This window comes from Rhizobium sp. ARZ01 (genome assembly GCF_014851675.1).
Taxonomy (GTDB): Bacteria; Pseudomonadota; Alphaproteobacteria; order Rhizobiales; family Rhizobiaceae; genus Mycoplana.
Map to the genome: position 1 here is coordinate 2,556,164 of NZ_JACVAE010000001.1, position 23,601 is coordinate 2,579,764.

Here is a 23,601-nt window from a genome sequence, read left to right on the forward strand (position 1 = left end):
AAAGGGCGCCCCTCACCCCGCGACCTTCTGCGTAAACTGATGCGCCAGTTCCATATCGGCCATGCCGATGTCATGCCCGGCAGGCAGGACCCGGTTCTCAACGCTCGCTCCAGCACGCGCCAGATAAGTCTCGATATCCGCCGCGTATGGACCGTAGGGATCGGACTGACCTGTGACCATCAGCACTTTCGTGCCCGCAAGGTCCGACTTGGGAACATCCTCGAGCACGTTCATCGCCCTGAGCAGCACTGCATTGCGGATGACACCCGGATGCAGAAGCATGGTGGCACCGAGCATGTTCGCGCCGTTGGAGTAGCCGAGGAACACGGTCTTTTCCGGATCGAGCCCGTAGGCCATGCTCGCCTCCTCGATGAAGGAAGCAAGCGCCGCTGCCTCGCTGACGATCTCCTTCTGGTCGAAGGTCGTGGCGGTGATGCGCCGGAAGAAGCGCGGATAACCCTCATCGTTGCTCCGCCCCCTCAGGCTGACCAGCGTGGCATTGGGAGCGACGCGGGCGCCCAGCGGCAGAAGGCTCGTCTCGTTGCCTCCGGTCCCGTGCAGCAGCACGAGCACCGTGCCGTCCGCATTCTTCGGCCGGTGCACGCGATGAACGAATGGCAGGTCGCGTTCGGTCATTCTTTCTTCTCCTGGCAGCGAAAATTGCGGCAGGCGCGCGCGGACATCATCCGGATCGGCATTGAAATGCTTGGGCACGAAGAGTTTCGTCCCCAGCGTCTCCGCCGGCTCGTCGACGAGCATGCCCGGTGCGTCCGTCGCATATTCCAGCAATGTCCCGCCCGGTTCACGCACATAGAGCGAATAGAAATAGGTGCGATCGTGCATGTTGGTGTCGCCCGCCTTCTCGGCCTTCAGCGAAGCCTCGATCTGCTCGACCGCGGTCCGATCCGGCGCGCGCAGCGCGATATGGTCAATCGTGCCCGTTCCCGGCGCCGAGGTCCAGAAACCGCCAGCGTCGCGGATGTCGAGCACGTCGGCGGCAGCGCTCGCAAGCCGGCGGATGCCTTCCGCTTCTCCGACGGTCCGAAAACCGAAATGGCGCGCTATGAAATCCGCCGTGGCCTGTCGCTGATCGCTGAAAATCGTCGCGCCACGGATGCGCTGGATGGCGTCGGACGCGGAAATTCCTTTCGAAGGCCAGGGATTGGCAACCGCAAGATCAGCCTCGCCGACAAGCTTGACGATGATCCCGTCCGGGTCCTTCAAACGAAGCACCGGTTCGCCGAACTCCGGAGCGGGTCCTGACATCTGGATGTTGAAGGTCAACGCCCGCGTCAGCCAGAACCCGATCGCTTCGGGTCGGATCGACAGCGCGATCTCGGCCGACTGGCCTATACCGACCCGACCGGGCGAACCGTCCTCCCAGGCGAGGAAGGTGAGAAGCGTGCCGGGCGCGCCGGTGGCGTCTCCATAAAAGAGGTGAAGCTGGTCGGAATCCTCGAAACCCGCCGTTCGCTTAACGAGGCGCAGGCCCAGAAAGCCGACATAGAAGTCGACATTGGCCTGGATCTTCCGGGTAATCGCCGTGATGTGATGAATGCCACTGGTCATGATCTTTCTCCATTGAGCGACAACCAATCAGGAAGTCAGGGTCGGAGCTAGATCGCCGAATGAGAACTCATTGTCCACCAATCGACATCAATCCTGGTCGAGGAACACCTTGAAGGCGGCGCCGTAGTCCGGGTGCCAGCGCGACAGTGGCGGCCGGTTGTCGACGATATCGCCGGCTGCCCAGAGGATACGTCTCTCGTCTGTCGTCCGGGGCACTTCGTTATCGGGGCAGAGGATATAGAAATCTCCGCGATCGAGGCTGCTCATCATGAAGGCGATCGTCTGCTCGGGTGTCCAGGCGCCGGCAGGCTTTTCGGTCCGACCATTCGCCGTCAATGCCGTGAAGACGAAACCGGGGATGAGAAGATGCGCGCTGACGCGGCATCCCTCGCGACTGCGCAGGTCATGCTGCAGCGCCTCCGTGAACACCTTCACGCCGGCCTTCGAGACGTTGTAGGCCGGGTCGCCAGGTGGAGTGGTGATGCCCTGTTTCGAACCGGTGTTGATGATCAGCGCCGGATCGCCGTGGCCGATCATGCCTGGCGCGAAGACCTGGCTGCCGTTGATCACGCCCCAGAGATTGACCGCCAGAACCTTTTCCCAGTCCTCCCGAGGCCCCACTATCGCGCTTCCGGGCTGGATGCCGGCATTGTTCATGAGCACGTGCACGCGGCCGAAGCGCGCGAGCACTGCCTCATGCAGGGCCTCGACCGAGTTCACATCGGCAACATCGGTGGCAACCGCTATCACGTCTGCCGCCCCGCCGGCGGCCCTTGTCGAAACTGCGGCCAATGCTGCCGCGAGGCGTTCCCCACCAAGGTCAGCAAGGACGACGCGCATGCCGAGACCGGCAAAATGCTGCGCGGCTGCCAGTCCGATCCCGGAGGCAGCTCCGGTGATGACGGCAACATTCGAGCGGGAGAAGGCAGTGAGTGTCATGACAGGGTCCATTCGATGTCGTTGTGGTTGCGGGGAGCCGCCCTTCCGGCTTGCAGCCGTACCATGATCGAATGGATGTAGCGGAGGCGCCGGCGATGTCTACACCGGCGCCTCGCGAAAGAGCAATCAGGCTGCGGTCAGGTCACGCACGGTAGCGCGTGGGCCCGCAGCGGATGGGTCACTCATCAGCTTGCGGATCGCCGCCCGAACTTCGTCGGCCGAATTGAACCGCTTCGAATCCAGATCCCAAACGTGATACTTCACGGCAACGAACTTCAGCCGATCCTGGTCGGGAACAACAACGCCGACGGCTTCGCCGCCGATCTCAATAACTTGCTTTTCCATAGTAACTCCTGCCATGCGGGAGCACGGCCATTGTCAAACTTGCGTTTTAATCGAATTGGAGAAGGTTACATTCGGCTTGAGGCCGGAGGCATTTTCTCTTGTTTCGTTCCGCGACAGGAGAACACATCACCAGCGGAGGCGATGTCGGCATTGTGGTGCATGTCACACTCCCTTGGTTGGTCCACACGCAATGATAGCGATGGAGACAAGCCCTTAGTTTTTTTTGCGAGGGCCCTTACGCATGGTCGATGAAATAAGTGGATCGTGGCGACTTGTCAACGTGCGCGGCGCATTTTTGGGAAATTTTTGCGCCGCATTCGTACGACTAATCATTCTAGAGAAAATAGTTCGCACATGCAGCATATTCGAGAAATGAGCTTGCGCATCACAAAAAACGAACATTCGCCCCAAACATGGGCGATTTCGCCTTTCTGTCGCCATCAATTTCTCGCGCAAAAGACGTATTCGGAGCACCGATTGATCATTCCAAAGGCGTACCAACGCCCCGTCAACCGGGACCAAAAGGCAACAGGCACTGTGAATTGATCTAGATTCCGCACCGCCCGAGGATAAAAACCGATTGGCAACGCTTTTTGTGTAGTTATTGTGATCGGGATGATTCTGGGCACAGTCCGCTCTGCCCTTGCGATGTTGTTTGTGCGTTAACCATAAGAGGGGAAAATGCGCGGACTGCTTTCTGGACTCAAGAAGATTGAGCCGCCTGTTTCGGGGGCTCGGGGAAGACCATGAAGATTGCAAAATCCTTTTTACCCCTGACGATGCTGCTTCTGTCGGGATGCGTCGTTGGGCCCGACTACAAGGCCCCTGAGGCCGCATTGCCGGCAAAGTTTACCGAATCGGCCGCCAAATCGGTGGGCAACACGACCCTCGATCCGTGGTGGGAGGACTTCCGCGACAAGCGCCTGACTGCTTTCGTGGCCCAGGGCATGAACGAGAACCTCGACGTTCTCACGGCACTGGAGCGCATTACGGAGGCCCAGGCGAACGTCGTCCTCGCCGGCGCCGGCGCCTGGCCGCTGATCAGCGCCAACGGGGCAGCAACCGTCCAGGGCACGGACGGCACGCTATTGAAGCGGCAAAACGGGACAAGCCACGAGCAGTCCAAGAACCTCAATGCCGGTCTCGGCGCCTCTTGGCTTCTGGACCTGTTTGGACAATACGCCCGCGCCCGGGAATCGGCCAACGCCTCGCTTGACGCCTCCTATGACGACGTCAATGTGGCGCGACTTGCCTATCTGTCCAACCTGACGACCACCTATATTAGTGCCCGCTTCTTCCAGGAAGCGCTGGCGCTGAACCGCTTGAACCTGGCTTCGCGGCGCGAGACGCTGAAACTGACGGAGGATATTCGCGCGGCCGGTGCCGCCTCGAGCCTCGATGTCGTTCAGGCCGAGGGCCTCGTCAACCAGACGCTCGCGGAGTTACCGCCGCTTGAAATCGGCTTCTACCAGTCGGCAAACAGCATGGCTACCCTGCTTGGCGTTCCGGCCGGCACGATCACGCCCAGCTTGCTGAAGGGCAGCGGACAACCGATGCCGCGCTATGCGGCCAAGACCGGTATTCCAGCCGATCTCATCCGCAACCGGCCCGATATTCGCCGCGCCGAACGAACCCTGGCTGCGGCCACCGCCCAGATCGGTGTCGCCGAGTCGCAACTCTATCCGAGCCTGACACTCGATGGAACGATTGGCGCAGCGCGCACCATCAGCGCAATCAGCGGCAACCTTACCAGTTGGACTTTCGGCCCGACTCTGGTGCTGCCAATATTCAACGGCGGCGCACTAAGGGCACAGGTCGATGTCGCCGATTCACAGGCGAAACAGCAGTATCTTGCCTGGAAACAGACGGTGCTGAATGCCGTTGAGGAAGTTGAATCCGCGCAGGCTGCCCTCATTCGCGACTACCAGACCGTTGCTGCATTGCGCAGGCTGGTGGCATCCAACGAGGAGGCGCTCTCGCTCGCACGCGAAAGCTACAAGGGCGGCGCAAGCACGATCCTCGACGTTCTCGATGCCGAGCGCAACGTCGCCAACAGCCGGCTCACGCTGGCGGCAGCCATCCGCACATTGGCATCGGATTACGTTGCGCTCAACGCAGCAATCGGCGGAGGTTCCTCAATCGAAACGCCGGTGCCGACGCCTGCACCGACACGTGTCGCCTCGGCCGAGGCCACGAAATAGCGCGTTCTCCGACGCCGGAAGACGTATTCATCCCCCTGAAGGCCGGGCGCCTTCAGGGGGATTGCTTTTCCGGAGCGTTGCGAAATCAGGAACGCGTGATGCTTCCAGAATCGGGGCCTGGTCTATGCTGGTTTCATGCGAGTGCGTCGTAGAATGTTTCCAGCGCATCTGCAGTCTTCTGGTAATGCGCCTGCAGTGCCTGCACGGCCCTCATAGCATCCCGCGCCAGCGCCCGCTCCATGATTAGTCTATGCTCCGCCCCGGCGTCACGTTGCTGTCCTGTGAGGCTCACAGACATCCGGCGGTAGCGATCCGCATGGCCAAAGAGCCTGGCGCAGATCTCCAAGAGGATTGGCGAGCCACAGGCCGAGATCAGAGCCTGGTGGAAGGCCGCGTGCCGCACATTCCAGTCCTCGCGGATCACTGAAGGCATGTCGTCCCGCCCCTGAGGCACACGCGCCATCAGGTGATGGGCGGCAACCACCCGCGCTTCCCACTCCGCATCCCCCCTGGCGATCGACAGCCGCAACGCCTCCCCTTCACAAAGCACCCGGTTGGCAATGATATCGCGCAGTTCTGTAAGCGATAGTCGGGCAACGCTGTAGCCGCGATGGTCATCGAGAACAGTGAAGCCTTCCGCCGTCAGTCGCGCCAAGGCCTCGCGCACCGGGGTCACGCTCATATCGCAAAGCGCCTGCAATTCGGCAAAGCGCAACCGCCCACCGGGCTGGAACCGGCCAGCCTGGATCTCGGCCAATATCCGCTCATAGGCGCCGCCAGCCAAGGTCCTGCCTGCCTGTTTGGCCGTGACGTTCATGTCTTTCATTTTGCCAAACTCGATAGATTTTCGAAAATCGTTGACACCAACTATGGCTCATGGAAGTTGACATGCAACAGAATTCGTCAGAACGCCGCCGGGCACGGCGGAAGCTGTGGGAGGTATTGCCTATGAAACTCGTTCGCTTTGGAAAGCCGGGATCAGAAAGACCGGGCCTGATCGATGCAGATGGAAAGCTCCGTGATCTTTCCGGCATCGTCTCGGATATCACCGGCGAAGTACTCGGACGCGAAAGCATGAAACGGCTGCAGGCCATCGACCCCGGCTCACTTCCGCTCGCGCCCGCAGGAGAGCGGCTCGGGGCGTGTGTCGGGCGCGTCGGCAATTTCATCGCCGTCGGTCTCAACTATGCGGATCATGCTGTCGAAAGTGGCATGGCAGTTCCGCCCGAACCGGTCCTGTTCAACAAAGCCCCTTCCTGCGTTGTCGGGCCCGATGACACGATCCTCATTCCACGCGGCTCGGAAAAGACCGACTGGGAAGTCGAACTCGCCGTCGTCATCGGCGATCGCGCCTCCTACGTCTCCGAAGCCGACGCGCTCGACTATGTCGCCGGATACTGCATCTGCAACGACATCTCAGAGCGAGCCTACCAGATCGAGCGCAGCGGCCAGTGGATGAAGGGCAAGGGTTGCCCCACCTTCGGGCCGATCGGTCCCTGGCTGGTCACCAAGGACGAGGTGGATACGAGCGATCTCACCATGAAGCTCAGTGTCAATGGTGAACTGGTACAGAACGGCTCATCCGCCACCATGGTCTACAAGATTCCCTTCCTGGTACACTACATCTCGCAATTCATGATCCTGGAACCGGGCGACGTCATCACCACCGGCACCCCGCCCGGTGTCGGCATGGGCATGAAGCCACCGCGCTACCTGAAAGCAGGCGATCGCATGGAAGTCTGCATTGCCGGCCTCGGCATGCAGCGGCAGGTGGTTGCGCAGGGTTAAAGGCACATAACAGCCCCGCACAGCAACTGTGCGGGGCTCTGCAAATGGCAGATCTCACGGTGGCTGCTGCAGTGCCGGCCTGGCATAACGCAGCAGCCCGAACAACCCGATGACGATCATGCCGAAGGCAGCAATCTGCGTTCCCTGTATCGCATCTCCCAGAAACAACGCAGCGAAGATCATCGTGATGGCCGGGGCTGGAACTGTGATTGTGCTGGCCACAGAAACGTCGATATGCTTCATGGCGTTGAACCAGATGGCGAGTTCAAGGTAGTAGGCCAGCCCCATCAACAGGGCAAAAGCCTGAAAAACGGGTGATAGACCGGTGCGCCAGACTTCGCCTGGCTCTTCAAATGTGAGCGCGAGCACGGCAAGGACAAATGTCGATACAATCAGACGCGATGTAGTAACCTGATTGGGAGTGATCGGCGTCGAGACCAAGGTTTCCCGCAGGATAACGTGGGCAATGCTCCAGATCGCCGGCACGGCGAATGCAACGCCGAACCAAGGTGAAAGCCCTGCCGGTCGCCAGGTGCCGTCGGTCGACAGATAGTAGAGTGCAATCAGGAGCAGACCGGTGAATCCGACCTCGGCCAGGCCCTTTCGACGCCCGAGAAACACCGCTTCCAATGTCGCCGCACAGAGCGGATAAGCCTGAAGCGCGAGAGCGGCGTTCGTTGCGCCCACCTTTTCGAACGCCAATACATAGGCCCAGGTGGAAATGCCGAAAAGCGCCCCCGTAAACAATGTGATCCAAAGGATCCGGTTCCTCCTGGCGCGCGACAATGTTGCGCTCATGAGTCCGCGCTCACCGCCGCGCCACTCGCGGATCAATAGTGGCAGCGAAAACAGAAGCTGCCAGATCGAGAGCCAGAGAGCGAAAACCAACGCCCCCGATCCGGGGGGACGGCCGTTCGAGATGACCGGCATCACGCCCAATAGAAGCAGACAAACAAATGCGAGCGCGATGCCGACATGATGCCGGCCGCCGAGATTGCTGGCCATGTTCAAGATTTCCTGTGTCGCGTGGCAGTGCGCCGCCATGCCAGATATCAATGCATATTGCCTTGATACGCTTGCCAATTTATCGATGCAATGAGAACATTGCCTGCATGGCAATATGGAAACCGGTGCTAGACGGTCGACCGGGAACGCGCGCGAAGGCGCTCGTCGATGCGATCGCTGACGATATAAATGCCGGGGTGCTGAAACCGGGTGACAAGTTGCCGCCGCAACGCAACCTCGCATTCGACCTCGGCCTTTCTCCGAACACGGTCATGCGCGCCTACAATGAAGCGCGCAGACGCGGCTATGTGGATGGCGAGGTTGGGCGCGGAACATTCATCCGAATACAGACGAAAACTGAGAGCGCTGGACAAGCCGACGGTCTCATCCGATCGCAAAGCAACGGGCCGATAGATTTCTCACTAAATCTTCCATTTGCAGGAGAGACTGGTGCGCTTCTGGCAGACACGCTGAGAACGATTGCCGGAACCCAGGACATGGCGTCCTATCTCGACCATCAGGATGTGCGAACGCGCCTTCGCCACCAGGGCGCTGGGGCAATGTGGATGGAAAATTTCGGACTGCGCGCAACGGCGGAGGCCACACTGCTGGCGAACGGAGCGCAGCAAGGCATCTTCGCCTCATTGTTGGCCTTGCTTCGGTCCGGCGACACGCTTTTGACCGAGGAACTCGTCTACCCGCCTGTCAAAGCAATCGCCAGGCATCTTGGCGCGCGCATACGCCCGGTAAGCATTGATGAAGAAGGGCTGCTGCCCGATGCCTTGGAATGTGCCTGCAAGGCCACGGCAGCGCGCGTTCTTTACTGCACGCCGACGCTACAAACCCCGACGGCGGCGACAATGAGCGAGGAACGACGGCGACGAATCGCGACCATAGCTCAGACGCATGACCTGACGATTGTCGAAGATGACGTATTCGGCCTGCTTCCAATGCAGCGCCCGGCACCACTGGCCATGTACGCACCGGAGCGAACGGTATTCGTGACAAGCGTTTCGAAGTCGGTCGCGCCAGGTCTTCGTGTTGGTTATGTCCACGCTCCCCCAACATTAACACCCACTATCCGCTCGGTTATCAGCCTGTCCTCCTGGATGCCACCACCACTGATGGCAGAAATCGCAAGCCGCTGGATAGAAGACGGGACTGCTCTCCGACTGAACGAAGGTCAGCGCCTGCACGCCGCCAGGCGGCAAGCGATGGCAAAGGAAGTGCTGCTTGGGCATTCGTTCAAGAGCGATCCGTGCGGCTTTCATCTGTGGCTCACGCTTCCCGATCAGTGTTCGGGAGCAGACGTCCTGCAGACCCTCAGCCGGGCCGGCGTACTTATTCAGCCAGCCGATACCTTTGCGATTGCATCACGAGAACTGGCAGCGATGAGGATCTGCCTAAGCCACGAAAACTCAGACGAACGCGTTGTTGCCGGGCTTCGTCTTGTGCAGGCTGCATTGTCCGGCGATTCTCCGTCAGGTGGCAATTTTATGGTGTAAGGCATGGCAGGCAGCTACGCCCTTGCCACCCGAGGGGCGGTAATCTAGTCGGCTTCCTCTCATCATCGAAGGCAGGAACATTCCCATCCTCCGCCGATGGCGTTTGCCACGAATACGAAAATGCCCTGCGCCATGTCTGATCCGTATTCCTCATTGGCGAAACTGAGAAGCATCGAAATACGCTGCAGACTTGCCACCGATGGCATATGGAAGGAGAGTCTTTTCCGAAGTATGCGTGTGCGGAGGGAACCATGTTCAGGCGGTTCTTACTCTTCTTGGTCGTATCATCGTTGGTACTGTCCGGGTGTCAGTCTGCTCGAATGGATACCTATAGTCAGCGCGACCACCAAGGCGGCAACGACATGGGTCGCGGAAGTTCAGACAACACAGGCGGTTCGCGCTATTGACGTCACGTCCGCGGGCCGTGCAATAAGCTATCACAGTACAGGAGGACCAAGCCGGGCGCCCCCATAAAGACGCATGGGGCGACGCATGGTAGCGGAGGAGGGATTCGAACCCCCGACACAAGGATTATGATTCCTCTGCTCTAACCTACTGAGCTACTCCGCCGCCGGGCGAAACGGGAAACGTTTGCTTTGTTTTCCGTTCGGGACGGGCGGCTTATAAGGTGCCCTTCCCCAAGGTGTCAAGCGCCGTTTCCGGCAAAAAATGCGCGCCCGGGCAAAGGCTTGTGAATTCGCTTCCTCAGGCCGCGGCCGGGCTTGCGAGAATGCGCTTCAGGGCCGCTTCGGCGGCCGCTTCGCGCTCGGAACGGGCGATGAAGCCGCCGCCGAAGACGCGCGCGTCCTCGCCCTCGCCCGAATAGAGCGCGCAGGCCTGGCCGGGCGCTACGCCCGCCTCGCCCTCGGCAAGTTCGACATAGAGTCCCCCCTCGTCGGCATGCAGCATCGCCGGGCGCGGCGGTCGCGTCGAGCGCACCTTGGCATAACAAGAAAAGCCGGCGCCTGCAGTGGCCTCAAGATCGCCGTCCCCGAGCCAGTTGACATCGCGCAGATAGAGCCGGCGTGTCTCCAGCGCCTCTTTCGGCCCGACGATGACCCGGCGTGAGCGCGCATCGAGGTAAACCACATAGAGCGGCTCGCCGGTGGCAATACCGATGCCGCGGCGCTGGCCGATCGTGTAGTGGAGGATGCCCTCGTGCTGGCCAAGCACGCGGCCATCGATGTGCACGATGTCGCCGGCAAGCGCAGCATTCGGCTTCAGCTTCGAAACGATATCGGTGTATTTGCCCTGTGGCACAAAGCAGATGTCCTGGCTGTCGGCCTTCTTAGCGACGACGAGCCCCATTTTCTCGGCAAGCGCCCGCGTCTCGGCCTTGGACAGGTGTCCGAGCGGAAAACGCAGATAGTCGATCTGCTCCTGGGTGGTGGCAAACAGGAAGTAGCTCTGGTCGCGCTCGGCATCGACCGGACGATAGAGCGCGCGCCGGCCGGGGTCCTCCGGCGTCGGATTGGGCCGCGAGCGAATATAGTGGCCGGTCGCAAGCGCGTCGGCGCCGAGTTCCTTTGCAGTCGCCAGAAGATCGGCAAACTTGACCGTCTGGTTGCAGGCCACACACGGTATCGGCGTCTCGCCGGCGATATAGCTCTCGGCAAAGGGATTGATCACGGTCTCGCGAAAGCGCTTTTCGTAATCGAGCACATAATGGGGAATGCCGAGCATCTCGCAGACGCGGCGCGCATCCTCGATATCCTGGCCGGCGCAGCAGGAGCCGGCCCGGTGTACCGCCGCACCGTGGTCGTAGAGCTGCAGCGTGATGCCGAGAACGTCATAACCCTCTCGCTTCAAAAGCCCGGCGACGACGGATGAGTCCACACCGCCCGACATGGCGACGACAACGCGCGTATTTTCTGGCTTCCTGTCGAAATCGAGACTGTTCACGGCTTCCATCCGTTGGCTCTTCCAAAGCGTGCTGCGCGAAATGGAATCACGCGACAAGCTAAAAGTCTTTGCGCTTTGGCATATCGTGTTCAAAACCGCGGCGCACTTTCGGGCGACATGCCTCAGGGCCAACAAGACCTTCGCGGCAGCAATCGCATGCTTCTGTCCGGCGCCTTCAGGGCGCCCGTCGGCCGACATATAGAAACTTGTCGGTTCCGGAGCAAGTGAGGCCGAATCGGCAAGGCTATCCACCCTTTCGAAGCTGAGTGAATAGGGCAGCGCGATGCCGCCTGGCGCATGTTCCCGTCGGCGAGCCGCCGTATTCCGTCAGATCAGCTTCAACCGCATCGCCGAGGCGATCGCCTGCATCCGATTCACAGCACCCAGTTTCTTGGTCGCGGTCTTGAAATAGCTGCTGACCGTATAGGCCGAGATACCGAGGATGATGGCGATCTCGTCGCTGCTCTTTCCGGCGGCGGCCCAGCGCAGGCATTCGATCTCGCGGCTCGACAGCTTCTCGCGCGAGGCCGGGCCAGAGGCAAAAGTCTGCTCCAGGCATTCGAACAATTGCACTGCACCAAAATACAGCGCCGCCACGTCGTCCAGCTCGTGGGGCGCCTGCTTACCGGAAAAGACCACAATGAAAGGCTCTCCCGAGGTCGAGTGCAGCAGAAACGCGATCGATCTTGTCAGGTCGTGTCGTACGGCAAGTTCGGCAACGCCGCTGTCCGGTCCTTTCGCCTTCGGCGCCAGCAGATCCTGGTCGCCATGGACAGGACGTTTCGTCGCCGCTACGTCCGCCACAAGCCGGCTGGCGTGAAACACGCCGAGTTCGTCATAAGCCCGCACCAACTCCGCGGGCCAGTTGCTGACGAGCAGCCGCTCGGAGAAGCTTTGCTTTTCAGCTTCAGGAAAACGCGCCACGAGGAAATAGCTGAGGCCGAAATGGTTGGCGCAGCGCCGCATCAGCTGCAGCACCTCGTAATCCGTCTGTACACGCGCCAGCGCCGTGCCGCTCAGGAACTCTGGCAATCGACCATGCTGCGTCGCTGCGTTGTCAGTATCTCTCATCATCCAAATCCAATGGCCGGAGCGACGACACAACTTGCGACTTGCGACCTGCGCGCGTCCTATCAGAAGCACGTCTGCCGTGGAAATAGTTATTTCTCATGGCTCCCATGCAATTCTTGATAACAGACGAGAAAGTACTGCAACCTGGACAGTGACTGCATCAAAGAAAGATATGATCCGCGGAAGCCGCTCAAATTGTTAGCGAATTGTTACGGCTGGCTTAGCTAATTTTTAAATGTGGCAAACTACAGTGGGGCCACTTGGTCTTGTGTGTATGTAGAGAGTCCTATGACCGAATTGATACGACCCCGGGTAAAGTATGTCATCGGCCCCGATGGCAGCCCATTGACGATCGCCGACCTGCCGCCAGCCAATACGCGGCGCTGGGTGATCCGCCGGAAGGCCGAAGTCGTGGCTGCTGTCCGCGGTGGCCTGCTCAGCCTGGAGGAAGCGTGCGAACGCTATACGCTGACGGTAGAGGAATTCCTGTCCTGGCAGTCTTCCATCAATGATCATGGCCTGGCAGGCCTGCGCACCACGCGCATCCAGCAGTACAGGCACTGATACGCCGTCAGGGCGCTTCGTCATATGTCTCGCGGCCGCTCAATGCGGCCGCAACTGCATCTGGAGCAGGCTCGTCATCATCGCTGAAGCCGCGTAGAACCAAAGGCCCGGCTGCGTGAAGGCAGCCGCCATACCACTGGTCTTGGCCGCCACGATCACCAGCGCGACAAGCATCACATCCATCATCGACCAACGCGCAAGAAGCGGAAGCAGGCGGGCGAGGAGCCGATCGTGCTTGCCGTTCCCCTTGCTGGTCGCCTCAAAAGCAACGCCGATGAGCTTAATCACCGGAAACACGATCGAGAAGAGGCCGACAACAATGGCCAACAGCTGGTTTCCCTGCACCCACAACGAGGCGATGATGCCGAGCAGCGACGGCGTCTCACTGAAAAAGTAGAGTTTTTCGAACAGGACCAGCGGCAGGATCATCCCGAATGCGAGCGACAATGCCGAAAGGACAAGCAGGGCAGGAACGATCAGGGCCATTGCGCGCCTCGAGGTGAATCGGTGCCCATCCATAACACTTTCGTCGGACAAACGTCGTCTCGACCTGCCGGCCGGTGATATCCTTGCCGGAACTGTTAGAACAAATCTGCCAAGCCTGAAGGAGAAGTGACGATGGACATTCGCAGCACGGAAGACGGTTCGCACGGTCGTTACTCGGTCACAGTCGACGGCCACGAGGCGGAAATGACCTATTCCCGGGCTTCAGCGAAGCTGATCATCATCGATCACACAGGTGTTCCCGATGCACTCCGCGGCCGCGGCGTCGGCCAGGCGCTCGCAATCCATGCTGTCGACCAAGCACGTTCCGGCGGTTGGAAGATCATGCCGCTCTGCCCCTTCTTTCGCGCACAAGCGATGCGCCATCCCGAATGGACCGATGTCGTCAATCTCTGACCTATGCCGAGGCCGCGCGCAGACGGGGACCAGGCGTGCCACTGCTGGGCCGCGCCTGCTTCGAAAGCTCCGAATCGAAGTACGCGATCGTTCTGGTCAAGCCCTCGCGCAGTTCGGTTAGCGGCCGCCACCCTAAGGTTTCGCCGGCCCTTGTGATATCCGGCTTGCGGCGCCGCGGATCGTCAACGGGCAGCGGCATATGAAGAACCGTTGACTTTGATCCGGTGATCTCCAGAACAAGCTGCGCAAGTTCTCCTACCGCGAGTTCCGCGGGATTGCCGATATTGACGGGTCCGGCGACATCGGAATGCATGAGCAGATCGATCCCGCGAATGAGATCATCGACATAGCAGAATGAGCGCGTCTGGCTTCCGTCCCCGTAGATGGTGAGCGGGCGTCCGAGGAGAGCCTGGATAATAAAGTTGGAGACGACTCGGCCATCGTCCTCCTGCATGCGCGGCCCATATGTATTGAAAATCCTCGCCATCCTGACCGCTAAGCCGCGCGTACGCCCGAAATCTGTGCAAAGCGATTCCGCAAACCGCTTGCCCTCATCGTAACATGACCGCGGCCCCACCGGATTGACGTTGCCCCAATATTCCTCCGATTGGGGATGCACCTCGGGGTCGCCGTAGATTTCCGAGGTCGAGGCATGAAAAACCCGGGCGTTGTCACGCTCGGCGCGACACAAGACGTTCCAAGTTCCCTGGCTATTCGTCATGGCAGTCGAAACGGGATCAGCTTGATAGTGAACCGGCGACGCCGGACAGGCGAGATTGTAGATTTCCGAGAACACCGGAAGATCGTCCGGAATGCCCGCTTTGATGTCGTGCTGCACGACAGTCAATCGGCCATTGTGCCCGATAGTCGAAAGATTTGAGGCACGGCCGGTTTGAAAGGTATCCAGACAGAATACGTAGTATCCGCGCCCGATCAGGAATTCACATAGGTGAGAGCCGACAAAACCTGCGCCGCCCGTAACAAGGACATTCAGCTTTTTAGCTGAAATTTCTGTGAGCCTCGCGTCATCTGCTTCGGGAACGGGCATTCGGCTCTCCAAATAAATTAAACTGTAAGAATTCGGCCCCTCGGACCGCAAAACAAAATATGAATAAGTTTTAAGACGCAGAGCCCATAAGGCACTAGGCCAACTTTTTGCAAGCATCGAGGCGATCTTTTCAAGCATACCCCAGCACGTCAGAAAGAACGCTGGTCGTTGCCCGACGCCAGAATCTGTCCACGTCCCGTCGCGAGTCATGGATCATGGATTGTTCTTGTTCCAACACAAAAAGCCCCCACGACCGCGGCTTTGCCGGGTCTTGAGGGGCTTTCGAAAAAGAGACCTCCGGCAATTGCCGGCTCGACGCTTCGCCTTAGGCGCGAAGGCGCACCGCGTTATCACGCTCTTCCAGCGCCGCGGCCTTGGCATGCTCGGCTTCCACCTCCTCCAGCGCCAGTTCGGCGGCGTCCTGCTGCACTTTCAATTCGCGAATGGAAACAAGCAGGTTGTCCGCCCGCTGACGGGCAGCCTTGGCGAACGTCGGATAGGCAAAATGGCTCGGATCGGAAATACCGGATTTCTTCTCCTCGATGGCGATCTGGTTTTCCAGTTCCTTCGACATCCGCTCGAACTCGGACATCATCATCTGCAACTGGCTCAACTGCCGCCTTTTCTCTTTCACCTGAAATTCCTTCAGGCGAACAAGGCTCTCACGTGATTTCATACGCAATACTCCCGTGGATAACGAAACCCCGGCACCTGGCGGGCGGCACACGCCGCCAACCTTACAAGCTTAAGGCATGCTTCGCCTGATATTCAGATCGAAGCAGGCCGACATTTTGCCCGTGCGCCGGCTGAACGAGCCGGCCTTAACAAAAAATTTCAGCGATCTTAACGAAACCCTACCGCTGGTAACCTTTCGTTTACGGGCATCGTTAATCATAGGCAGCATGATTTAAGGGTCGGTAAATGCAAAAGCCAAAATGCCGTACGCCTTGTAATCACGAGTCGAAAGAGTCGGTTAGCGCAATTTCCTCACAATGAACGTGAAGAGTGCGCTCTCAATTTTCTACATGAATTCAGGGGCCTGCTAAATTTAATTAACAACTTCGATCCATCTTGCCAGAGTGAATCAGAATTTGTTAACCATTCGGTGGCAGCCTCCAAATCAGGCAACGACTGGATCCGTATCGCGTAGAGGGGCCAGGACACCTTGAGCGGCGGAAAAGGGGACAGAAATGCGGGTACTACTCATCGAAGACGACAGCGCGACGGCGCAGAGCATCGAGTTGATGCTCAAATCCGAAAGTTTCAATGTCTACACGACGGATCTCGGTGAAGAGGGTGTCGATCTCGGCAAGCTCTATGACTACGACATCATCCTGCTGGACCTGAACCTGCCGGACATGTCGGGCTACGAAGTGCTGCGCACGCTGCGCCTGGCCAAAGTCAAAACGCCGATCCTGATCCTCTCCGGCATGGCCGGCATCGAGGACAAGGTGCGCGGCCTCGGTTTCGGCGCAGACGACTACATGACCAAGCCCTTCCACAAGGACGAGCTGGTTGCCCGCATTCACGCTATCGTTCGCCGCTCGAAGGGCCACGCGCAGTCGGTCATCTCCACGGGCGAGCTCATCGTCAACCTCGACGCCAAGACCGTCGAAGTCGGCGGCCAGCGGGTGCACCTGACCGGCAAGGAATACCAGATGCTCGAGCTGCTCTCGCTGCGCAAGGGCACGACGCTGACGAAGGAAATGTTCCTCAACCACCTTTATGGCGGCATGGACGAGCCGGAACTGAAGATCATCGACGTCTTCATCTGCAAGCTGCGCAAGAAGCTCGCAAACGCAGCCGGCGGCGCGAACTACATCGAAACGGTCTGGGGCCGCGGCTACGTGCTGCGCGAGCCGGACGGCGATTATCTCGAATCCGCCTGACCTGTCCCGAGTCGCTCATGTTGCAAAACCCGCCCTCGCCGGCGGGTTTTTTGTTATCCGACTCTGACTCACCCGGTCTCAGCAACCACACAAACTTCACAAACGAAAACGCGGCCGCCCGGACTGGGCGACCGCGTTTTCTTTATCCTGTTTTCCCGTCAGGCTGCGATCGAGAGATTGGCGAAGACCGTGGTGAGGATCTTGCGATCGAACGGCTTCAGCAGGAAGTCGTCCGCGCCGGCGCGTTTGCCCATCATCATCTTCTTCAGGTCGGCCTCGACCACACAGTAGAAGATACGCACGGTGTCGCCTTTCGGCAGCATCCGGATGTTACTGATCAGTTCCAGAGCGCCATCCATCGTAGAGTCTACGATAATCACGTTCGGCAGTTCCGTTTCGCAGCGGACAAGAGCCTCAAGCGAATTCGACGCTTCGAGCACGAGATAATCGAGACCCGATAGAATGCGCTTTCCGACCTTGCGAACAACGTCGGACCCGTCAGCAATCATGATGCGCCGCATAGCCTGCTCCAATTCCACGCTCACATGAGCGGCCAATTATGAAGCAAGTGTAGCCATCCCTGGCAAACAAATGGTTACCGACGTCACATCGACTTCAGGCGGCAGGCACCTTGGCAATGAAGGTGATCTCCTCGGCAGTCGGAACGACCTCCAGTTCCATGCCGGCTTCCTCGGCCAAGAGCACCGTATAGTACGGTTGGATCGTATGGGCGTCGACTGCCTCTTCGAGTTGTCCGGAGAGCATTTCCACGAACTTCGGCGGCACCCGCAACATGCGCCCTTTCACTGTCAGCCGGAATTCGGCATCGAGATCGGGCCGATCGAGCGTAATGTCGATCGAGCCGCCACGCGGAATCGCACCGTAGGCGACGAGGAACAGGTTGAGCAGGAGCTTCACTCGGTTCTTGGCGACGATCGCCCGCGGGCCACTCCAGCTGACTTCGGTCTTCTTCTCGGCTGCAGCGAAGTCGCGCGCCGCCTTTTCCGCCTCGCCCGTGTCGATCGAGGCACCGACGGAGCCCGAGGCGCCGAAGGCGAGCCGGGCGAACTTCAAGCGGACCGAGGCGTTCAACGCGCTGGTGCGGATGAGATCCATGGCATCCTCGTCCGCTCCACCCTCATCGAGCAGTTCCAGCCCGTTGTTGATCGCGCCGACCGGGGAAATGACGTCGTGGCAGACGCGGCTGCACAGAAGGGCTGCGAGGTCGGGACCGCTCAGGGTGAGGTTCGGATTCTTCGCCATCATATTCTCCAACAAGCCCGCATCCGACAGCGGCGCGGTTTGCAACCGTCGGGCGGGCGAATTTCATCAACCGACACTTAACACGCGAAAATTGCGTCGAGCAGGTTCAATTAGAAGTCAGCCATAAAGACACCACATTTGGTAAACCGATTGTTAACACGATCCGGTCAAATTGCCAGGCATGACAACGTCCGAACCACGACAGGGGTAGAGACATGGGTGCTTTGTATTTGACCAGAAGGGCGGCCCTGCTCGCCGCGATCGGGGCCTTTGCTGCACCGGCCGCTTCACACGCCCAGAGCACCAGCGGGTCGCAATACACCGTTCAGGAAATCGTCGACGCCGGCCATGGCTTCTTTGGATCCACCACCGGCGGGCTCGCCAAAGTGGTCGAGCGTGCGTTCGAATCCTACGGTCTGCCGAACGGCTATATCCTCGGCCAGGAGGGATCGGGCGCCTTCGTCGCAGGGCTCACCTATGGCGAAGGTGAGATGAACACGAAGAACGCCGGAAGCCATTCCGTGTTCTGGCAGGGCCCGTCCCTCGGCCTCGACTGGGGCGGCCAGGGCAGCCGCACCATGATGCTCGTCTATAACCTCCCGGACGTGAACGCGCTTTACACCCGCTATGCGGGCATTTCTGGCTCAGCCTACGTTGTCGCCGGTGTCGGCATGACGGTACTGACGGAGCAGAATATGGTCATCGTACCGATCCGCACCGGCATCGGTGCCCGCCTCGGAATCAATGCCGGCTACCTCAAGCTGACACGTAACCCCACCTGGAACCCATTCTGATTCGGCGACTGTGCGCGGAAGTTTACGACCGTAACTGAAATTGTTCGCGGGGACCTGTGCAACGGGGACCCGTCCGCTATAGTGCCAGACGGGGTCTTCCGGGGAACAGGACAAACGTCGTCGTGATTGAGTATGCCCTGCTTTTTGCCTTAGGTTTCCTGGCGGCGACGCTGACGGGACTGCTCGTGGCGCCGGCTATCCAGCGCCGCATCGTCGCCTATACCGAAAATCGCATGAAAGCGACCATGCCGCTCAGCCCGCAGGAGGTGCGCGCACAGACGGATATGGCACGCGCAGCCTTTGCCGCCGAGAACGCTCGTATTTCGCAGAAGCTGGTGCGCGAGCGCGAAAAGAGCACCCATCTTTCGGTCCGGATTGAAGCATCGAAGCGTGACGCAAGCCGGCTTGCCGCCGAAAATGCCGACCTCAAGGCGCAGATCGAGGAAATGAACGTCGATGCCGGCGACCTGCGTTCGGCCCTGCGCTACGAGGACCAGAAGTTTGCACAGCTCAAGTCTCAGTTGGACTCGGCCGAACGCGAGATCCTGCACAAGAAGCGCGACATCGAAATTCTGAATGCCAATCGCGACCTCGTCCAGACCGACTTGAACGACAGCATGATCGTCGGCGCAGCGCGTGAGACAGAGTTGGAGAACCTCAACAGCCGCATAAAAACGCTGCGTCATGAGCGGGAAAAGCTGCTCGAGGGGTTGCGGGCGGCCCAGGCAAGCCTAAAGGAAGCCGGCGTCAAGCTTTCGCGCGAGGAAGGCCGATCCCGCCAGCTTGAAGCAAAGCTCGCACGCGAGGTCAGCCACAGCGCCGGCAAAGATACAGCGATTGGGCGCCGCGACGCCGAAATTACCCGTCTGCGCGACAAATTGAGGGGTATCGTGGCCGATGCAAAGGGACCGGCTCGGATCGCCCGTACCCAGGAGATGAAACCCCTGCTTGCCGCCCCCCCTGCCACACCGCTCATCGAATTCACCAACGGAACAACACCAGCAAACGGGACGAACGGCATGGACATCCCTTCACTTGAGGCGGACGTGCGCGATCGTAGTGCCGCCATTGCGCAGCACCTGGCCCAGCCTCCGTCGCCAGAAGGGGACGCAGCGTTGCGCGAAGAGATCGCCGACATCGCAGCAAAGATGATCGTTTTGACGGATGCCCGCGACGGAACCGCTTCGCCGATTCGCAGTCTGCTGGATCAGAGCGGCCCATCCGTCGATCCCAACCGGCTCAGCCTGGCGAAACGCACCAAGGACATGCTGCCGCCACAAGAGTAGCGCGCAGCCTCGCGGCACCGAAGCCTATCGCACGCGACCGCTGAGAAGCGCCATCTGATAGAGTGCAATCCCGCTTGCGGTGGCAACGTTCAGGCTGTCGAGGCCTGGCCTTTGTGGAATGCGGGCCGTGTGGAAGCGCGACAGGATGGCTTCAGGAAGGCCCTCGCCTTCCGTCCCGGCGACCAGCGCCAGTCGAGGCGAAGCCGCGATCTCCGCAATCGATGCCTCCCCCCGAGGCGACAGCGCCCAGATTGCAAAGCCGGCGTCAGCAAGGCTTCCCAGCAGAGATTGCGCGCCGCCGCCGCGGGCGAATGGAACGCTCAAGGCGGCGCCAACGGAAACGCGGATCGCCTTTCGATACAACGGATCGCAGCAGGTTTCGTCGAGCAGCACCGCGTCCGCCCCAAACGCGGCGGCATTGCGAAAGAGCGACCCCATATTGTCATGATTGGAGATGCCGCAAGCGGCGAGCACCAGGCTTTCCGGGGGAAGCGAGGCGATCAGCGCGGTCGGATCTGACGTGCCCACTCGCCGCCCTATCGCAAGAACGCCCCGATGCATGTCGAAACCGGCGATCGCATTGAAGACGGAGCGGTCTGCCACATAGACGGGAACCTCCGGCGGAAAAGCCGCCAGAATTTCTGCGACCCCGCCAAGCCTGTTCTCAAGCAGCAAGATTGCTTCCGCCCGAAAGTCGCCTTGCTTGGCATGGGCAGCAGCCAACATGCGCAGCACAACGGTGCCTTCGGCGACGAACCGCCCTTCCCGCCCGACCAGGTCACGCTCGCGGATCGCGCGGAAGACCGCGATCCGTGGATCGTCCATGTCGGGAATGCGGATCGGTTCGCCCGCCACGATGCATTACCTGCCGGTCACGTCGATGTCGGCCACGATCCGGCCGGCCGCGATGTCGAACAGGATCGCCTTGCGGGCGCCATCGGCGAATGCGCCATAGAACAGGATCTGTCCGTCCGACTGGGAAACCGACGAGACGGTGAAGCCATCCGGCAATGCGACCGCGCCCGTCAGCGGCCCGTCGCTCGGCACTTCCAGACCAGCGGAAACGCCGCTTTCGGGCTTGCCATCCGTCCGCGTCACCTTGTAGACAATGGCCGCGAGCACCGCCATGAACATGACGAGCATGATGCCGCCCGAAACGAGCTGCAGGCGAACCATCTTGCGACGGACGTTCTCCATGGCCGGATCGAGCGGCTTTTCTTCTTGTTCATCGATCTCGATATTCGACATGAGCGGTAGCGTCTCCGACAGGCAGGACAATCTTTGAATGAGCGACCCCTTTAAACAAGCCGACGACACAAGGAAAGTCCTGACGGCCGGCGAGGATGCCGCAGGGCGCATCGACGCCTGGCTCGCAGAAGCGCTCGGCGGCGAATTCTCGCGCAGCCGGATCAAGGCGCTGATCGAACAGGGCGCCGTCCTGGTCAACGGTGCCGCCGCGACCGAGCCCAAGCGCAAGGTGCACCCCAAGGACGTCGTCGAGATCGGTTTGCCCGAGCCGGAGGATCCCCAGCCGAAGGGTGAGGACATTCCGCTGGAAGTACTCTACGAGGACGACGACCTGATCGTCGTCGTCAAGCCCGCGGGTCTTGTCGTGCATCCGGGCGCCGGCAACTGGACCGGGACGCTCGTCAACGCCCTGATCCACCACTGCGGCACCAGCCTGTCCGGCATCGGCGGCGTGCGCCGGCCTGGCATCGTGCATCGGCTCGACAAGGAAACGAGCGGCGTCATGGTCGCCGCCAAGAACGACACAGCCCACCGCCATCTCTCGGAGCAGTTCGCCGACCACGGTCGCAGCGGCCCGCTGGAGCGCGCCTACCAGGCTGTCGTCTGGGGCCGCCCGAAGCAGCTACGCGGCACGATCGACGCGCCGCTTGGCCGCGCCGGCGACCGTACAAAGCGCGCGGTGAAGCGCGAGGAAAGCGATGATGCGCGCGAGGCTATCACCCATTACGAGGTGGTCGAACGCTATGGCGAAAAGCCGGACGCGACCTGCCTCGCCTCGCTGGTCGAGTGCGAGCTGGAAACCGGCCGCACGCACCAGATCCGTGTCCACATGGCCCATATCGGCCATCCGCTGATTGGCGACCCCGAATACGGCGCCGCCTTCAAGACCAAGGCGAACCTGTTGCCCGAGCAGGCACGCGCGGTGGTGAACGGGTTTCACCGCCAGGCGCTGCACGCCTTCATGCTGCAATTCGAGCATCCGACGACAGGCGAAGTCATGCGCTTCGAGGCCCCTGCGCCAGCGGACCTGGAGACGCTGCTGGAGGCGCTGCGAACGATGGGCTGAGGCTGGCACGCCGACAGCGCTGCCCTTGAAATTCCGGTCCGTCAGCACGAAATATTGTGTTGACCGCACAAGCCGCACAATCATTCCGGTTTTCACCGCTTCGTGAAACGACCGGTGCTTGAACCATTGTTTCGCCACACCTATCTTACACTCTGGCGGGGTCGCCAAGTCCCGCCCCGGAGCATGATCACGAACGGGGATCCGGTCCGGATCAGGCTCCGCTCAAGGCTTGCCTAGAGAGGAAGCCGTACCAAGGAAAGGGGTGCTCGATGGCCCGCAACACATTGCCGTCCGTCACGGCCGGCGAAGGCGGTCTTAACCGCTATCTCGACGAAATCCGCAAATTTCCGATGCTTGAGCCGCAGCAGGAATACATGCTCGCCAAGCGTTACCAGGAACATGACGATCGCAACGCCGCCCATCAGCTGGTGACGAGCCATCTGCGCCTCGTGGCGAAGATTGCCATGGGCTATCGCGGCTATGGCCTGCCGATCGGCGAAGTCATCTCCGAAGGCAATGTCGGCCTGATGCAGGCGGTGAAGAAATTCGATCCCGAGCGCGGTTTCCGCCTGGCCACCTATGCCATGTGGTGGATCAAGGCATCGATCCAGGAATACATCCTGCGCTCCTGGTCGTTGGTGAAGATGGGAACGACTGCCAACCAGAAACGGCTCTTCTTCAACTTGCGCCGGATGAAGGGCAAGATCCAGGCGATCGACGACGGCGACCTGCGGCCCGACCAGGTGGCGGAAATCGCCACCAAGTTGCAGGTTTCCGAAGAGGAAGTCGTGTCGATGAACCGCCGCCTCTCCGGCGACGCCTCGCTGAACGCGCCGATCAAGGCCAGCGAAGGTGACTCCGGACAGTGGCAGGACTGGCTTGTGGATGACCGTGACAGCCAGGAAGAGACGCTGATCGAGCAGGACGAACTGGAGACCCGCCGCGCCATGCTGGCGCGCGCCATGGGCGTTCTCAACGAGCGCGAGCGCCGCATCTTCGAGGCCCGCCGCCTCGCCGAGGATCCGGTCACCCTCGAGGAACTGTCAACCGAGTTCGACATCAGCCGCGAGCGTGTGCGCCAGATCGAGGTCCGTGCCTTTGAGAAGGTGCAGGAAGCCGTTCAGAAGCTTGCCGTCGAACAAGCCAAGTCCGTCCGCACGATTGAGGATGCTTAGGCGTCTCTCCTCGATAACGAAAAACGAAAAAGCCCGGCGCAGG

General features: G+C 60.2%; 24 protein-coding genes and 1 tRNA gene. 10 read left to right on the plus strand and 15 right to left on the minus strand.

Annotated elements, in window-relative coordinates:
* Window positions 1–12: 12 nt before the first annotated feature.
* From IB238_RS12180 to IB238_RS12190, 3 genes are all read right to left on the minus strand, one after another.
* Entirely contained in the window at window positions 13–1,569 is a 1,557-nt protein-coding gene (locus tag IB238_RS12180) for a VOC family protein (RefSeq protein WP_192246553.1), read from the minus strand.
* Between the two features lie 87 nt (window positions 1,570–1,656).
* A complete protein-coding gene (locus IB238_RS12185) occupies window positions 1,657–2,508 on the minus strand; it encodes an SDR family NAD(P)-dependent oxidoreductase (RefSeq protein WP_192246555.1) in 852 nt (283 codons plus the stop codon).
* A 126-nt stretch (window positions 2,509–2,634) separates the two neighbouring features.
* The gene (locus IB238_RS12190) at window positions 2,635–2,853 is read right to left on the minus strand and encodes a hypothetical protein (protein ID WP_192246556.1); all 219 of its coding nucleotides are present in this window, start codon (window positions 2,851–2,853) and stop codon (window positions 2,635–2,637) included.
* A gap of 746 nt (window positions 2,854–3,599) precedes the next feature.
* Between IB238_RS12190 and IB238_RS12195 the strand changes: the two genes are divergently transcribed.
* Window positions 3,600–5,054: an efflux transporter outer membrane subunit gene (locus tag IB238_RS12195; RefSeq protein WP_192246557.1), complete on the plus strand. Its 1,455-nt coding sequence runs from the start codon at window positions 3,600–3,602 to the stop codon at window positions 5,052–5,054.
* Window positions 5,055–5,187: 133 nt separating this feature from the next.
* Here the strand turns inward: IB238_RS12195 and IB238_RS12200 are convergent, their stop codons facing one another.
* The gene (locus IB238_RS12200; RefSeq protein WP_192246558.1) at window positions 5,188–5,880 is read right to left on the minus strand and encodes an FCD domain-containing protein; all 693 of its coding nucleotides are present in this window, start codon (window positions 5,878–5,880) and stop codon (window positions 5,188–5,190) included.
* A gap of 122 nt (window positions 5,881–6,002) precedes the next feature.
* Between IB238_RS12200 and IB238_RS12205 the strand changes: the two genes are divergently transcribed.
* Window positions 6,003–6,842: a fumarylacetoacetate hydrolase family protein gene (locus tag IB238_RS12205; protein WP_192246559.1), complete on the plus strand. Its 840-nt coding sequence runs from the start codon at window positions 6,003–6,005 to the stop codon at window positions 6,840–6,842.
* 54 nt (window positions 6,843–6,896) lie between these two features.
* Here the strand turns inward: IB238_RS12205 and IB238_RS12210 are convergent, their stop codons facing one another.
* Window positions 6,897–7,847 (minus strand): DMT family transporter, encoded by a 951-nt coding sequence (locus IB238_RS12210; protein WP_192246560.1) that lies wholly within the window; start codon window positions 7,845–7,847, stop codon window positions 6,897–6,899.
* A 50-nt stretch (window positions 7,848–7,897) separates the two neighbouring features.
* Between IB238_RS12210 and IB238_RS12215 the strand changes: the two genes are divergently transcribed.
* The gene (locus IB238_RS12215) at window positions 7,898–9,352 is read left to right on the plus strand and encodes a PLP-dependent aminotransferase family protein (protein ID WP_192246561.1); all 1,455 of its coding nucleotides are present in this window, start codon (window positions 7,898–7,900) and stop codon (window positions 9,350–9,352) included.
* Between the two features lie 493 nt (window positions 9,353–9,845).
* Here the strand turns inward: IB238_RS12215 and IB238_RS12220 are convergent.
* From IB238_RS12220 to IB238_RS24970, 3 genes are all read right to left on the minus strand, one after another.
* Window positions 9,846–9,922, minus strand: a tRNA-Met gene (locus IB238_RS12220).
* 135 nt (window positions 9,923–10,057) lie between these two features.
* Entirely contained in the window at window positions 10,058–11,263 is a 1,206-nt protein-coding gene (gene mnmA / locus IB238_RS12225) for a tRNA 2-thiouridine(34) synthase MnmA (RefSeq protein ID WP_192246563.1), read from the minus strand.
* A 318-nt stretch (window positions 11,264–11,581) separates the two neighbouring features.
* Window positions 11,582–12,325, minus strand: coding sequence for a LuxR family transcriptional regulator (locus IB238_RS24970; protein ID WP_192246564.1), 744 nt, complete (start codon window positions 12,323–12,325; stop codon window positions 11,582–11,584).
* A gap of 288 nt (window positions 12,326–12,613) precedes the next feature.
* Between IB238_RS24970 and IB238_RS12235 the strand changes: the two genes are divergently transcribed.
* Window positions 12,614–12,889, plus strand: coding sequence for a DUF1153 domain-containing protein (locus IB238_RS12235; RefSeq protein ID WP_007769470.1), 276 nt, complete (start codon window positions 12,614–12,616; stop codon window positions 12,887–12,889).
* A 39-nt stretch (window positions 12,890–12,928) separates the two neighbouring features.
* On the opposite strand, the gene IB238_RS12240 is transcribed toward IB238_RS12235, so the two are convergent.
* Window positions 12,929–13,408, minus strand: coding sequence for a paraquat-inducible protein A (locus IB238_RS12240; RefSeq protein ID WP_192246565.1), 480 nt, complete (start codon window positions 13,406–13,408; stop codon window positions 12,929–12,931).
* A gap of 99 nt (window positions 13,409–13,507) precedes the next feature.
* Here IB238_RS12240 and IB238_RS12245 point away from each other — a divergent pair, with 99 nt between their 5' ends.
* A complete protein-coding gene (locus IB238_RS12245) occupies window positions 13,508–13,789 on the plus strand; it encodes a GNAT family N-acetyltransferase (RefSeq protein ID WP_192246566.1) in 282 nt (93 codons plus the stop codon).
* Between the two features lies 1 nt (window position 13,790).
* Here IB238_RS12245 and IB238_RS12250 read toward each other — a convergent pair whose 3' ends face one another.
* A complete protein-coding gene (locus IB238_RS12250) occupies window positions 13,791–14,837 on the minus strand; it encodes a UDP-glucuronic acid decarboxylase family protein (RefSeq protein WP_192246567.1) in 1,047 nt (348 codons plus the stop codon).
* Between the two features lie 325 nt (window positions 14,838–15,162).
* The gene (locus tag IB238_RS12255) at window positions 15,163–15,513 is read right to left on the minus strand and encodes a flagellar export protein FliJ (protein WP_192246568.1); all 351 of its coding nucleotides are present in this window, start codon (window positions 15,511–15,513) and stop codon (window positions 15,163–15,165) included.
* Window positions 15,514–16,027: 514 nt separating this feature from the next.
* Between IB238_RS12255 and ctrA the strand changes: the two genes are divergently transcribed.
* Window positions 16,028–16,726 carry a cell cycle two-component system response regulator CtrA gene (gene ctrA, locus IB238_RS12260; protein WP_097137390.1) on the plus strand — a complete coding sequence of 233 codons (699 nt, stop codon included), beginning with the start codon at window positions 16,028–16,030 and terminating at the stop codon, window positions 16,724–16,726.
* 158 nt (window positions 16,727–16,884) lie between these two features.
* Here ctrA and IB238_RS12265 read toward each other — a convergent pair whose 3' ends face one another.
* Both IB238_RS12265 and IB238_RS12270 read right to left on the minus strand, forming a co-directional pair.
* Window positions 16,885–17,247, minus strand: coding sequence for a response regulator (locus IB238_RS12265; protein WP_192246569.1), 363 nt, complete (start codon window positions 17,245–17,247; stop codon window positions 16,885–16,887).
* A gap of 94 nt (window positions 17,248–17,341) precedes the next feature.
* Window positions 17,342–17,989, minus strand: a complete 648-nt coding sequence (locus IB238_RS12270; protein ID WP_192246570.1) for a histidine phosphotransferase family protein — start codon at window positions 17,987–17,989, stop codon at window positions 17,342–17,344.
* A 215-nt stretch (window positions 17,990–18,204) separates the two neighbouring features.
* Here IB238_RS12270 and IB238_RS12275 point away from each other — a divergent pair, with 215 nt between their 5' ends.
* Both IB238_RS12275 and IB238_RS12280 read left to right on the plus strand, forming a co-directional pair.
* Window positions 18,205–18,783, plus strand: coding sequence for an EipA family protein (locus IB238_RS12275; protein WP_192246571.1), 579 nt, complete (start codon window positions 18,205–18,207; stop codon window positions 18,781–18,783).
* 122 nt (window positions 18,784–18,905) lie between these two features.
* Complete coding sequence (locus tag IB238_RS12280) at window positions 18,906–20,069, plus strand: hypothetical protein (RefSeq protein WP_192246573.1); 1,164 nt, start codon at window positions 18,906–18,908, stop codon at window positions 20,067–20,069.
* 24 nt (window positions 20,070–20,093) lie between these two features.
* Here the strand turns inward: IB238_RS12280 and IB238_RS12285 are convergent, their stop codons facing one another.
* Window positions 20,094–20,894 (minus strand): RNA methyltransferase, encoded by an 801-nt coding sequence (locus tag IB238_RS12285; protein ID WP_192247734.1) that lies wholly within the window; start codon window positions 20,892–20,894, stop codon window positions 20,094–20,096.
* A 36-nt stretch (window positions 20,895–20,930) separates the two neighbouring features.
* Entirely contained in the window at window positions 20,931–21,317 is a 387-nt protein-coding gene (locus IB238_RS12290) for a hypothetical protein (RefSeq protein WP_192246575.1), read from the minus strand.
* Between the two features lie 37 nt (window positions 21,318–21,354).
* Here IB238_RS12290 and IB238_RS12295 point away from each other — a divergent pair, with 37 nt between their 5' ends.
* Together IB238_RS12295 and rpoH are read left to right on the plus strand one after the other, a co-directional pair.
* Window positions 21,355–22,383 (plus strand): RluA family pseudouridine synthase, encoded by a 1,029-nt coding sequence (locus IB238_RS12295; RefSeq protein WP_192246577.1) that lies wholly within the window; start codon window positions 21,355–21,357, stop codon window positions 22,381–22,383.
* Window positions 22,384–22,652: 269 nt separating this feature from the next.
* Window positions 22,653–23,558 (plus strand): RNA polymerase sigma factor RpoH, encoded by a 906-nt coding sequence (gene rpoH, locus IB238_RS12300; RefSeq protein ID WP_192246579.1) that lies wholly within the window; start codon window positions 22,653–22,655, stop codon window positions 23,556–23,558.
* Window positions 23,559–23,601: the final 43 nt, after the last annotated feature.